Here is a 12,368-nt window from a genome sequence, read left to right on the forward strand (position 1 = left end):
TGTCAACGCATCATTTCATTTTTCTTGCGGAACGTCCTCGGGGTCGGTGTCGCGGTCGAGATGGGTGAGGGTTCCATGCTCGAACAGGAAGCCTGCGATGTCGGGCTTTCCGGCGGCCTTCAGGACGGTTTGCAGGATGATGAGCAGCGGTACGGCCAGCAGCGCACCCGTGGTGCCCCAGACCCATCCCCAGAAGCTCAGGGAGACCAGGATCAGCACTGGGCTGATGGTCAGGCGATGCCCGACGATCAGCGGGGTGATCAAGTTCGCCTCGATCAGGTGCATTCCGTACATGATCGCGGGCGGGGCCAGCGCGACCCAGATGTCGCCGAACGTCATCAGGCCACCGACCGCCAGCAGCATCGCGCCGATCACCGGCCCGAAATAGGGGATATAGTTGAGCAGCGCGACGATACCGCCCCACATCAGAGGATAGGGCATGCCGAACAGCGACAGCGCGCCCGCCACCGCGCCGCCCAGCGCGAGGTTGATGATCGTGATGGTGCCCAGATAGGCCGAGACGTCGTCCACGACCTCCTGGATCACCCGTGCGGTCGCCATCGCGCCGTCGAAACTGGTCCGCCCGCGAATCGTCTCACGCCGCATCCGGGTCCAGCCCGACAGCACGAAGAAGACGACGAGGACGCCGAACAGGAACTGGACGATCAGCCCCGGCGCCGAGGTCGCCGCCAGTTCCAGGATCGAGCTGGGGGGCGATACGGCCGCGGTCTGCGGCTGGCGGATCGGGGTGGAGGCGACCTGCCGCAGCGCCTTGTTCACATAGCGCTCGAGGCTGGAATAGAGATCGAGCAGCGGCGCCAGATTGTCCTGGATGCGCCCGATCCGGCTGGGCAGCAGACGGAAGAAGTCGGTCGCGGGCACGATGATTGCCGCCAAGGCGATATTGGCGACGATCAGGAACAGGAGGACGCACATCAGCGCGGCCAGCGCCGAGGGCACGCGTCGCCGCTCCAGCCATTCCAGGATAGGGACAAGCGCGATCGCGATGACCAGCGCCGTCGTCAGTGGCAGGAAGAATTCCGCCCCCTCGCGAAGCGCGAAGGGCAAAGCGAGGATGAACCCCGCCCCCGCCGTCAAGGTAAGCCCGGCCAGCAGCCGGTCGCGGCGCATCGCGATCCGCACCGCATCGCGCGGGCCCATGCCCAATGGCGTTCCCAGGATCGAATCACCGGCAGGAAAGGCCTTGTCGGCCAGCTGGTCTTGCGCGTCACTCATGACAGCCACGTTAGCGGCTTTCCGGATGCAGGAAAGCCGCTAACGCCGCGTTGGCATGACGTTTATGTCATGTCGGGAAAGACGCCGCCTTACCAGGCGCGGGGGATACCGCCGGTCCGCTCGGCCACCGCATTTTCGATCGACTGAAGCTGGGTACGGCTGAGCACTCCGGCCTCCATCAGGTGACGCATCAGCTCCTCGGTAAGCGCCGCCAGAAAGTGCAGCTCGGCACGCTCCGACGTGCCGTCTTCGTTCAAACCGTCCATCGCCTTCTCCCAGCCAGATCGTCGAGGCTATGTGTAGCGAGCACCCCTACGGCATAAAAGCCTTTTCCGGTAAGGCTACAGGACAGGCAATTGTTGACGTTTACGTCAACGTACAGCATCACTCCCGGCATGGATCGCAACCCCCGCCCCCGTTTCTCTCCCGAACAATTGGCCCAGGGCCTGGTCGCGCTGCTGGACGTCGAGGAAATCGACACCGACCTGTATCGCGGCGCACGACGGCCCGGTGGCGAGGGCCGCGTCTTCGGCGGACAGGTGATCGCCCAGGCGTTGCAGGCGGCGCAGCGATCGACCGAGGCCCCCAAGGTGGCGCACTCGCTCCACGCCTATTTCATGCGGCCGGGCGATGAGCGCTTCCCGATCACCTATCGGGTGGAGCGCGATTTCGAGGGGCGCAGCTTCGCGACGCGCCGCGTGATCGCGATGCAGAAGGGCAAGCCGATCCTGAACCTCGCCTGTTCGTTCCAGACGCCCGAGGACGGGATGCACCATCAGGATGCGATGCCCGACGTCCCCGCCCCCGATACCCTGCCCTCCGAACGCGAATTGCTGGACAGTCTGGGCGAACAGGTGCCCGCCCCCATCCGCGCCTTTCTGGAACGGCCGCGTCCCATCGAATTGCGCACGGTCGATCCCCGCCAGTTGCTCGCCCCCGAACCGCGCGAGCCCGCCCAGGCGATCTGGTTCCGGCTGGTCGCGCCCATCGGCGACGATCCCGCGCTGCATCGGGCGATCCTGGCCTATGCCAGCGACTTTGCGCTGCTCGGCACCTCGACGCTACCGCACGGGATCAACTGGCTGATCCATGACATGCAGACCGCCAGCCTCGACCATGCGCTCTGGCTGCACGAGCCGTTCCGGGCCGACGAATGGCTGCTCTACACGACCGACAGCCCCTGGGCGGGCCACGCCCGCGGTTTCAATCGGGGCCGCATCTTCGCCGCCGACGGGCGTCTGGTCGCCAGCGTCGCACAGGAGGGACTGATCCGGTTGCGCAGCGCCCCCCGTCCAGAGACCTGATCGGGCATACCGCTTTTTGGAGAGCCTCCGCCAATTTCGCCGACTTCCACCGGGAAGGCGATGAAATGACAGTGACGGTTAAGACTTTCGCTTCTAAACACCGGTGATCGCTCGCACTGCGACCGAGATACACGGAGGGGATGGAAGGCATGGCGGCGACGTCCGTCGGTGAAGCGCGCAATACCGACCGCTATCTGCAAAAGCGGGACGCCATCCTGGCGGCGGCGGCACAGGTGATCAACGAACAATCGGCCAAGGGCATGACCTTTGCCGATGTCGCACGGCGGGTCGGGCTGAACACCACCAGCGTCACCTATTATTTCCGTCGCAAGGAAGACCTGGCGGCGGCCGCGTTCGAGCATACGCTGGATCGGCTGCTGGAGATGCTGGCCGAGGCCGCCGAGGAGCCGACGCCGCAAACCCGCGTCGCGCGCTATCTGTCGATCAACATGGCGCGGCTGGCGCGGATCGAACGCGGTGAGGAAACGCCCTTCGCCGTGCTGTCCGACCTGCGCGCCATGGAGGAACCGCTACGCGGCCAGTTGATGGCCGGATGGCAGAAGGTCTTCCGTGCCACCCGCAGCCTGTGGGGTCCCGCCCCCAGCCGCGCGCATACCGACCTCTACGGCGCGCGTGCGCATGTGTTGCTGGAGAATACCTTCTGGTTGCCCATGTGGCTCGACCGTTACGAGCCCGACCAATATGGCCGGGTCGAGGAACGGCTGCTCGACGTGCTGTCCCATGGCATCGCCGCCCCGGGGTCGACCTGGAACCCCACCATGCTCGACATGGATGCGCCAGGTGCGCGGGACGGTGAGCCGGGGCGCGAGGCGTTCCTGCTGGCGGCGACGCGGCTCATCAACCAGCTCGGCTATCGCGGCGCCAGCGTGCAGCGCATCGCCTCCGAACTGAACGTCACCAAGGGCAGTTTCTACCACCATCTCGATGCCAAGGACGATCTGGTCGCCGCCTGTTATCGCCGCAGCTTCGACACGATCACCGCCGCGCAGCAGCTGGCCGACGCAGCCGGGGGCAGCCACTGGCACCGGCTGTCGAGCGCGATCGCGACCCTGCTCGACATCCAGTTCGCCGAGCGCGGACCGCTGCTCCGCACCAGCGCGCTGTCCAGCCTGTCGGGCGAGGTGCGCGCGCAGATGGTCGACCGCTCCAACCGGATCGCGCGGCGCTATGCGGGCACCATCATGGACGGCGTCGGCGAAGGATCGATCCGCGCGGTGGACGCTCTGATCGCCGCGCAGGCGCTGATGGCGATCCAGAACGCCGCCTTCGACATGCGCAAATGGGCCGGAACGATGGAGCGTCCCCACGCCATCGCGCTCTACGCCTCGACCATCCTCTACGGCATGTTCGACGATCGTTTCCTGGGCTGACGCGCACAATTTGCGACAAAAGCGGAGCGAACCCGACATGATCGGGGGACAGCCGGGATGCAAAAGGAGCATCGTTCGGCAGGGACTTTCCCCTCGCCGCCGAGAGGATGCCCAATCCATGCGAAAGACCCTGTTCGGCCTTTCCCCCGCCCTGCTGCTGGGCGCGACGCTGCTCACCGCGACCGCCGCCCAGGCGCAAAGCGATGCCCCGCCGCCGCCCGGCGGAGGCATGCGCGGCGGCCTGATGGGCGTGCAGCCCGACGCCGGCGGCAACATCACCCGCACCGCTGCGCTGGCCGCCGCCGACCAGCGCTTCGCCGCGATGGACGCCAATCACGACGGTACCGTCACGCCCGAAGAGATGCGCGCCTATCGCGACCAGCGCCGCGCCGAACACGCCGCGCGCCGCCCCGGTGGCGACCGCCCCGGCCGCCCCGGCCGCCCCGCGCCCCAGCCGATCACCGCCGACGCCTTCCGCGCCCGCGCCGCCGCGATGTTCGACCGTCTCGACACCAATCATGACGGCAAGGTCGATGCCGCCGAACGCGCCGCCGCACCGCGCTGGGGCGGGCGCCATGGCGGCGGGATGCCCCCCTCCGGCCCGCAGCCGTCCCAGACCGACGCCGACTGAGCCGCAAAGCGGAAGGGACGGGCCATTCTCCCCCAAATTTCCTTCATGCTCCGTCCCTTTTGCGGCCCGCGCCCGCCATGCTAGACCCCGAACCCATGTCCGAAACGCCGCATTTGCTGCTCGTCGATGACGAGCGTTCGATCCGCGAGCCGCTGGCCGTCTATCTGACCAAACAGGGTTTTCGCGTCACCCAGGCGGGCGATGCCGCCTCGGCGCGAACGCGGTTGGCCGCCTATGCGATCGACCTCGTCATCCTGGACATCATGATGCCCGGCGAGGACGGCCTGAGCCTGTGCCGCCATATCGCCGCGACCAGCGAGGTGCCCGTCATCCTGCTGACCGCCCGCGCCGAGGAAACCGACCGGATCGTCGGGCTGGAGATGGGCGCGGACGATTATGTCGTGAAGCCCTTTTCGCCGCGCGAACTGGCGACCCGCGCCAAGGTCGTGCTGCGCCGGACCCAGGCGGGCGGCGCGCGCCATCATGCCCCCGACAGCGGCTCCTATGCCTTTGCGGGCTGGGTGCTGAAATCGGGCGAGCGCTCGCTGGTCGACCGCGAAGGCGTGTCGGTGATGCTCTCGACCGGCGAGTACAATTTGCTTCTCGCGCTCGTCAGCCGCCCGCGCCAGGTGCTGACCCGCGACCAGCTGCTCGACCTGACCCAGGGGCGCGAGGCCGCGGCCTTCGATCGGGCGATCGACAATCAGGTCAGCCGCCTGCGCCGCAAGATCGAGGCGGACCCCAAGTCGCCCGAGATCATCAAGACCGTCTGGGGCGGCGGCTACACGCTCGCCGCCGAAGTCACCCGCCTGTGAAGCCTGGAGCCGTGACGCTGCGTTTCTGGCCGCGTCGGCTGGCGGCGCAGATGGCCGTCCTGCTCGCCATCGCGCTGTTCGTGGCGCAGGCGATCAACTTCACCCTGCTCCTGCACGAACGCCGCAGCCTGATCCTGGAACAGACATCGGGCCCCGCCATCGCCCGGCTGAACGACGCGATCGAGCGGGCCGCGAGCGGCAAGCCGCTTCCCCCCGATCGCGGGCGGGTCCGGGCCTCGGCGGCCAACCCGATCCGGGCGAACCTGCCGCGCGTGCCCGAAGTGGAGGCCCTCATTCGCGAAGGGCTGGTCGAGCTCGGGCATCCGGTTGCGCGGGTCGTGACCGGCGTCCGTCCGTTCCAGCCCGAGGATTTCGACTGGCCGCGCCGTCGTTTCGACCGCCGCCGCCATCCGGCGATGGAGCTGCTGATCGCGGTCGAGCGGACGGGCGGCGGCTGGCTGGTCACGCGGTCCTTCTGGCCCAGCGACGAGATGACCTTGGTCTGGCGCCTGATCGCCCAGACGCTGATCCTGTACGGCATCATCCTGTTGCCGGTGCTGTGGATCGGGCGTCGGATTTCACGCCCCTTGCGCGACCTGACCCGTGCGGCCGAGCGGTTCGACCCGCGTGCGCCGGCGGAGACCATTCCCGAACAGGGGCCGCTCGACGTGTCCGGCCTGATCGCTGCCTTCAATGCGCTGCGCCTGCGGATCGCGGCAATGCTGGAGGAAAAGGACCGGATGCTCGGCGCGATCGGGCATGATCTGCGCACGCCGCTCGCTGCGCTGCGCGTACGCATCGAGTCCGTCGAGGACGAGCAGGACCGGCTGCGCATGGCCGACACCGTCGCCGAGATGAACAAGACGCTGGAGGATATCCTTTCACTCGCCCGCATGGGGCGGCCCAGCGAGGCGGAAACCGATGTCGACCTGAACGCGCTGGTCGATGCGGTGGTCGCCGACTTCCACGATCTGGGGCAGGATGTCAGTTTCGAGGAAGGCGGGCGGCTAAGGCTGAAGCTGCGACCGTCGCTGATGCGGCGCGCAGTGCGCAACCTGATCGAGAATGCGATCAAATATGGCCATGCCGCCGATGTCCGCATCGACGCGAAGGCCGGGCATGTCGCGATCACCGTCGCCGACCAGGGACCCGGCATTGCCGAGGATCAGTTGGAGACGGTGTTCGATCCCTTCACCCGGCTGGAAACCTCGCGCAATCGCGAGACCGGCGGCGTCGGCCTGGGTCTGGCGCTCGCCCGCTCGATCGTGCGCGAGGCGGGCGGCGATATCCGTCTCGCCAATCGCCCCGAAGGCGGATTGGCGGCGACGATCACATTGCCCCGCTAATCCTCCCCGGCACGGGGAGGTGGCAGGCCGAAGGCCTGACGGAGGGGCGCTTCCGCAACGGATGTCCTTGGTGGCACGCCCCCTCCACCACCGCTGCGCGGCGGTCCCCCTCCCCGTACCGGGGAGGATCAAGCGTCCCGCGCCACCCGCAGCATCGCCATCGCGGCCAGCGTCATCACCCCGGCGGCCACCGCCATCGCCCAGACGAGGTTCCCAGGGAAGAAATGCCCGACCACCGCACCCATGATCGATGACACGATCAACTGCGGCAACACGATAAAGATGTTGAACAAGCCCATGTAAATACCAAGCTTTTCGGCAGGCAGCGCGGCCGACAGGATGGCATAGGGCATGGTCAGGATCGACGCCCAGGCGATGCCGACCAGCACCATCGACGCCATCAGCCACCACGCATCGCGGATCACGAGGAACGAGGCGAACCCGGCGGCACCACAGAGTAGCCCCAGGATATGCGTATTCCGCCGTCCGATCGCCTTGGCGAGTGATGGCAGCGCAAAGGCCCAGAGCGTCGCCACCCCGCTATAGACGGCAAACAGCACACCGACCCAGTTCGCCCCCTCGTTGAACGCGGCACTGTTCGCATCGCTGCTATGGAAGACCCGCTCGGCGACGATCGGCGTCGTGTAGATCCACATGATGAACAGCGCCGACCAGGTGAAGAATTGGACGAGCGCCAACCGCTTCATGGTCTCCGGCATCGCGGCCAGATCGGCGAGGATTTGGCTGAGCGCATTGCCGCTGCGCCCGCCCCGCACCAGTGCGGCGCTGGCGATCTTGGCAAGGCCGAAAGCGATCAACCCGCCGCCCAGCAGATAGACCGGCTTGTCCAGGCCCAGCCAGCCGACGCCCGCCACGACCAGTGCACCGGCAACGATCCAGAGCGGCGCGGCGCCGATCCGGTCGCTCGGGGCCGCATCGCTTCGCACGGCCTGTCCGTCGTCACTCTCGGCAAAGGCGGCGAGTTGCTGCGGCGAATATTCGCGCGTGGTCAGGACCGTCCACAGCACCGCGACGAACAGCGCCGCCGCGCCGATGTAAAAGCCATAGCGCACCGACGGCGGCACCTCGCCCGGCCCTGCCACGTTCGCGACATGGAACACATCGGTCAGCAGCATCGGTGCCAGCGACCCCAGCACCGCCCCGGCCCCGATGAACCCCGTCTGGAACGCATAGCCCGCCGTCCGCTGGCGGCTGGGGAGCATATCGCCGACAAAGGCGCGGAACGGCTCCATCGAAATGTTGAGCGAAGCGTCGAGCAGCCACAACAGCATCGCCGCAGCCAGCAGCCCGCCTGCATTGGGCATACCCACCAGCGCCAGCGTCGCCAACACGGCACCGGCCAGGAAATAGGGCCGCCGCCGCCCGAACCGACCCCAGGTCCGGTCGCTATAATGACCGATCACCGGTTGGACCAGCAGCCCGGTCAGGGGTGCTGCGATCCACAGAAACGCCAGGTCTTTCTCGGCGGTACCCAGCGACTGGAAGATGCGGCTGACATTGGCGTTTTGCAGGGCAAAGCCGATCTGGATGCCGAAAAAGCCGAACGAAGTGTTCCACAACCCCCAAAAGCCCTGACGCGGCTTCTCCATAACCTCTCCCAAAATCTTGTTATTGTTATGATTTATGGTCGGATGCTGGACCCGCGCACGACCAGCGTGGCGGGCAGCAGAGTGGGCGGCGGCGACGTCCCCCCGATCTCGGCGAGCAGCGCACGGACCAGCAACCGACCCGCCGCCGCCGCGTCCTGCACCACGGTGGTCAGCGGCGGGTGCGCGAAGCTCGCCGCCGGAATATCGTCGAACCCGACCAGCGAGACATCGGCGGGCACGCGCAGCCCCGCCTCGGCCAGCACGCGCATGGCAGCCAGCGCGATCAGGTCGCTCGCCGCCATGATGCCGTCGAATGGCTTGCCTCGCGCCAGCAGCTCGCGCGCGGCGCGTTCGCCTTCCTCCTCGCTGGAAATGGCACCGACCTGGAACGCGGCGTCGCAGGCCAGCCCTGCTTCGGACAGGGCGTCGCAATAACCCCGATAGCGATCGTGGAATTCGGGATAATGGTCGGTTGCATCGCCCAGGAAGGCGATCCGCTTTCGCCCCTGCGCGATCAGGTGCCGTGTCGCCGCCAACGCGCCCGCATGATTGTCGCAGCCGATGGTCAGCCCCGGCTGCCCCGGCGCGACCGAGCCCCAGCGCACGAAATGGGTGCCGCGCGCGACCAAAGTCTCCAGCTGTTCACGATAGGCGGCATAGTCGCCATAACCCAACAGGATCAGCCCATCGGCGCGGTGGCTGTCCTCATAATCGGCCTGCCAGTTGCTCGTCGGGTTCTGGAACGAGACGAGCAGATCGTACCCGACCTCGGCACAGCTCTCCATGATCGAGCCCAACATGCCGAGAAAAAAGGGATTGATCAGCGTGCGTCCCGGCGAGGGATCGCGGAACAGGAGGAGCGCCAGCGTCCGTGTCTGCCCGCTGCGCAGGTTCGATGCGGCGCGGTCGACCGTATAGTTCAGGGTCTTGGCGATCGCCTCGATCCGGGCACGCGTGGCCGCGCTGACCGAAGGGCTTCCCCGGAGCGCACGACTGACCGTCGGCTGCGATACGCCCGCCATCTGCGCGATGTCGAACGACGTGGGCTTACGCGGACCGGTCAAATCAGTGCTTCCTCCTCTCCCCTTCGCTTACCGGCTTTCATGACGCGGGTTAAGCCGAAGTGCTGTCGTAATAATGCAACAGGCCGGACCGGCCGCATTGAATACGTATGCGGCATTATTCCTTTTCATCGCGCGGCATTTCACAGGAGGGGCAACAACCATACCCGTCCTTTGAATGATGACGGGGTTTCCTGGAGGGGATTTCATGACGGTTCGCCCTGTGGCGCCGGCCAATGCCGCGCGCTCGTTCCTGAAGCTCGGGGTCAGCACGCTGGCCATGATCGTGGCTGCACCGGTCTTCGCGCAAAGCGTCGCGGTCGTGCCCGCGCCCGCCACCAATGCCCAGACCGACACCGCCGCCGAGCAGGCGCAGGCGGATTCCGAACCGGGCGATATCGTCGTCACCGGCTTCCGCGCCGCGCTAGAAAACGCCGTCGCCGAGAAGAAAAACCGCGATCTGGTCGTCGAGTCCGTCTCAGCCGAAGATATCGGCAAGCTGCCCGACGCCTCGATCGCCGAGTCCATCGCCCGCCTGCCCGGCGTCACGTCGCAGCGGGTCAACGGGCGCTCCAACGCCATCTCGATCCGCGGCTTCGCCCCCGACTTCTCGACCACGCTGCTGAACGGCCGCGAGCAGACGTCGACCGGCGACAACCGTGCCGTCGAATATGACCAATATCCGGCCGAAGTCGTCAACCAGGTCCTGATCTACAAGACCGCCAATGCCGGGCTGATCGGCCAGGGCCTGTCGGGCACCGTCGATCTGAAGACCATCCGTCCGCTCGATTACGGCAAGCGTGTGATCTCGGTCGGCGCGCGTGGCACCTATGCCGATATCGGTAAGCTGAATGCGGGGTCGAAAGACTTCGGCTACCGCGCCAGCGCGACCTATGTCGACCAGTTCGCCGACGACACGATCGGCGTCGCTCTGTCGGCCAGCTACCTGAACGAACCGTACCAGATTCAGGAAGGCAATGCCTGGGGCTATGCGCAGACGACGGTCGGCGGCCAGCCGGTCGACGTCATCGGCGGTTCGAAATCCTATGTCACCTCGACCACGCTGAAGCGGCTGGGCCTGTCGGGCACGGTGCAGTGGCGGATGAGCGACAGTTTCACCAGCACGCTGGACGGCTTCTATTCCGACTTCGACGACGACCAGATCAAGCGCGGTATCGAACTGCCACTGCAATGGGGTTCGGGCACGTCGCTGACCAATGCGGTGGTCAATAACGGCCTCGTCACCTCGGGCACGTTCAACCGGGTCGAGGGCGTCGTCCGCAACGACTCGTTCCAGCGCAAGGCCAAGCTCTATTCGTTCGGTTACAACGGCAAGTATAAGGGCGATGACGGCTGGAGCGCGTTCATCGACCTCAGCTATTCCAAGACCGATCGCGACGAGATCACGCTCGAGACCTATAGCGGCACCGGCTATGGCCAAGGCGTCGGCGCGACCGACACGATCGGTTTCACCACGGGCCGCAACGGTACCGTCTTCCAGCCGACGCTGAACTATTCCGACCCCAACCTGATCCAGCTGACCGATCCGCTGGGCTGGGGCGGCTCGACGCGGCAGACGGGCTATTTCAACGACCGCCAGATCCGCGACGAGATCAAGCAGTACCGGGTCGAGATCGAACGCCAGGTCGAGACGCCGATCGTCAGCGCGCTTCGCTTCGGCCTGAACTATACCGATCACGCCAAGTCGCTGGCGCCCAACGAGTCGTTCGTCACCCTGCCAAACGGTGCGACCATCGCACCGTTGCCCCAGCAATATCGACAGACGCCGACCGACCTGACCTATCTGGGTCTGGGGCCGATGCTCAGCTATGATCCGCGCGCGCTGCTTGCGGGTGGCGTGATCGTGCTGACGCCGAACACCAGCCCCGACGTGCCCGCCAAGGCGTACACCACCACCGAGCATCTGATGACCGCCTATCTGCAGGCGGACCTGAAGGCGCAGCTGGGCACGGCCGAGCTGACCGGCAATATCGGCGTGCAGGCGGTCGGCACCGAGCAGAAGTCGCGCGGGCTGATCTATAACGGCACCGGCTATACCAACATCGCGCAAGGCGACGATTATTGGGACATCCTGCCCAGCGCCAACCTTTCGCTGCGCCTGCCGACCGACTGGGTGTTCCGCGTCGCCGCCGCGCGCCAGATGATGCGGCCACGCTTCGACGATATGCGCGTCGCCCTGTCCTATGGCTTCGATGCGCAGCAGGGCCTGATCTCGGGCAATGGCGGCAATCCGTATCTGCGCCCGATCCGCTCGAACTCGTTCGACGTGACTGTGGAGAAATATTTCGGCACGCGCGGCTATCTGGCGGCACAAGGCTTCTACAAGGATCTCAAGAGCTTCGTATACAATCTTGAGCAGCCTTACGACTATACCGGCCTGCCCCTGCCCGCCTCGCTGCCCGCTGGCATCCCGACGCAAGGGCGCATCACCCGCCCGATCAACGGCACCGGCGGCAAGATCTACGGCGTCGAGCTGGCGGGCACGCTGCCGCTGGGTCAGCTGGTCGGCTTCCTCGATGGCTTCGGCCTGACGGGCGGCGGCTCCTACACCAAGACCGAGATCACCCCGACGCCCGGTGGCGAGCCCGAAGATATTCCCGGCTATTCCCGCTGGGTGGCGAACGGCACCGCCTTTTTCGAGAAGTGGGGCCTGAATATCCGTGGCTCGGTCCGTTACCGCTCGACCTTCGTGGGTGAGCTGTCGGGCTTCGGCGCCAACCGTGTCCGCCGCCGCGCGATCGACGAGACCATCGTCGACGGCCAGATCGGCTATGACTTCCAGGAGGGCACGTTCAAGGGCCTGTCGATCTTCGTGCAGGGCCAGAACCTGACCGACACCCCGTTCGTCACCACCAATGCCGGTCGCCGTGACGAGGTGATCGACTATCAGAGCTATGGCCGCCGGTTCCTGGCCGGGTTTACCTATCGCTTCTGATGACCCTATTTCCCGCGC

General features: G+C 66.4%; 10 protein-coding genes. 6 read left to right on the forward strand and 4 right to left on the reverse strand.

Annotation, left to right across the window (positions count from 1 at the left end; genetic code table 11):
* Positions 1-15: 15 nt before the first annotated feature.
* Both ASF14_RS17740 and ASF14_RS21960 read right to left on the reverse strand, forming a co-directional pair.
* The gene (locus ASF14_RS17740; RefSeq protein WP_236697135.1) at positions 16-1,161 is read right to left on the reverse strand and encodes an AI-2E family transporter; all 1,146 of its coding nucleotides are present in this window, start codon (positions 1,159-1,161) and stop codon (positions 16-18) included.
* 164 nt (positions 1,162-1,325) lie between these two features.
* Complete coding sequence (locus ASF14_RS21960; RefSeq protein WP_167334663.1) at positions 1,326-1,502, reverse strand: hypothetical protein; 177 nt, start codon at positions 1,500-1,502, stop codon at positions 1,326-1,328.
* Between the two features lie 129 nt (positions 1,503-1,631).
* On the opposite strand from ASF14_RS21960, the gene ASF14_RS17745 reads away from it, so the two are divergent.
* The 5 genes from ASF14_RS17745 (at position 1,632) to ASF14_RS17765 (ending at position 6,723) form a co-directional block, all read left to right on the forward strand.
* On the forward strand, positions 1,632-2,540 hold the full coding sequence (locus ASF14_RS17745) for an acyl-CoA thioesterase (RefSeq protein WP_056438147.1): 909 nt from the start codon (positions 1,632-1,634) through the stop codon (positions 2,538-2,540).
* 149 nt (positions 2,541-2,689) lie between these two features.
* A complete protein-coding gene (locus tag ASF14_RS17750) occupies positions 2,690-3,931 on the forward strand; it encodes a TetR/AcrR family transcriptional regulator (protein WP_056438478.1) in 1,242 nt (413 codons plus the stop codon).
* Between the two features lie 118 nt (positions 3,932-4,049).
* Positions 4,050-4,562, forward strand: a complete 513-nt coding sequence (locus tag ASF14_RS17755) for an EF-hand domain-containing protein (RefSeq protein ID WP_056438150.1) — start codon at positions 4,050-4,052, stop codon at positions 4,560-4,562.
* A 95-nt stretch (positions 4,563-4,657) separates the two neighbouring features.
* Positions 4,658-5,377 (forward strand): response regulator, encoded by a 720-nt coding sequence (locus ASF14_RS17760; protein WP_056438153.1) that lies wholly within the window; start codon positions 4,658-4,660, stop codon positions 5,375-5,377.
* Between the two features lie 50 nt (positions 5,378-5,427).
* The gene (locus ASF14_RS17765; protein WP_082442333.1) at positions 5,428-6,723 is read left to right on the forward strand and encodes a HAMP domain-containing sensor histidine kinase; all 1,296 of its coding nucleotides are present in this window, start codon (positions 5,428-5,430) and stop codon (positions 6,721-6,723) included.
* 128 nt (positions 6,724-6,851) lie between these two features.
* Here ASF14_RS17765 and ASF14_RS17770 read toward each other — a convergent pair whose 3' ends face one another.
* Together ASF14_RS17770 and ASF14_RS17775 are read right to left on the reverse strand one after the other, a co-directional pair.
* Complete coding sequence (locus ASF14_RS17770) at positions 6,852-8,333, reverse strand: MFS transporter (protein ID WP_056438159.1); 1,482 nt, start codon at positions 8,331-8,333, stop codon at positions 6,852-6,854.
* Between the two features lie 32 nt (positions 8,334-8,365).
* Positions 8,366-9,397, reverse strand: coding sequence for a LacI family DNA-binding transcriptional regulator (locus ASF14_RS17775; RefSeq protein ID WP_156361292.1), 1,032 nt, complete (start codon positions 9,395-9,397; stop codon positions 8,366-8,368).
* Positions 9,398-9,602: 205 nt separating this feature from the next.
* On the opposite strand from ASF14_RS17775, the gene ASF14_RS17780 reads away from it, so the two are divergent.
* Entirely contained in the window at positions 9,603-12,350 is a 2,748-nt protein-coding gene (locus ASF14_RS17780) for a TonB-dependent receptor (protein WP_056438165.1), read from the forward strand.
* The last annotated feature ends 18 nt before the right edge of the window (positions 12,351-12,368 follow it).

Source organism: Sphingomonas sp. Leaf257 (assembly GCF_001422185.1).
In the GTDB taxonomy this organism is placed as follows: Bacteria; Pseudomonadota; Alphaproteobacteria; order Sphingomonadales; family Sphingomonadaceae; genus Sphingomonas; species Sphingomonas yabuuchiae.

Bases quoted from the DNA above. Each gene is read 5' to 3' on its own strand.
- ASF14_RS17740 (WP_236697135.1), bottom strand. From the start codon at position 1,161: ATGGGCCCGCGCGATGCGGTGCGGATCGCGATGCGCCGCGACCGGCTG.
- ASF14_RS17760 (WP_056438153.1), top strand. From the start codon at position 4,658: ATGTCCGAAACGCCGCATTTGCTGCTCGTCGATGACGAGCGTTCGATC.
- ASF14_RS17765 (WP_082442333.1), top strand. From the start codon at position 5,428: ATGGCCGTCCTGCTCGCCATCGCGCTGTTCGTGGCGCAGGCGATCAAC.
- ASF14_RS17750 (WP_056438478.1), top strand. From the start codon at position 2,690: ATGGCGGCGACGTCCGTCGGTGAAGCGCGCAATACCGACCGCTATCTG.
- ASF14_RS21960 (WP_167334663.1), bottom strand. From the start codon at position 1,502: ATGGACGGTTTGAACGAAGACGGCACGTCGGAGCGTGCCGAGCTGCAC.
- ASF14_RS17755 (WP_056438150.1), top strand. From the start codon at position 4,050: ATGCGAAAGACCCTGTTCGGCCTTTCCCCCGCCCTGCTGCTGGGCGCG.
- ASF14_RS17780 (WP_056438165.1), top strand. From the start codon at position 9,603: ATGACGGTTCGCCCTGTGGCGCCGGCCAATGCCGCGCGCTCGTTCCTG.
- ASF14_RS17745 (WP_056438147.1), top strand. From the start codon at position 1,632: ATGGATCGCAACCCCCGCCCCCGTTTCTCTCCCGAACAATTGGCCCAG.
- ASF14_RS17770 (WP_056438159.1), bottom strand. From the start codon at position 8,333: ATGGAGAAGCCGCGTCAGGGCTTTTGGGGGTTGTGGAACACTTCGTTC.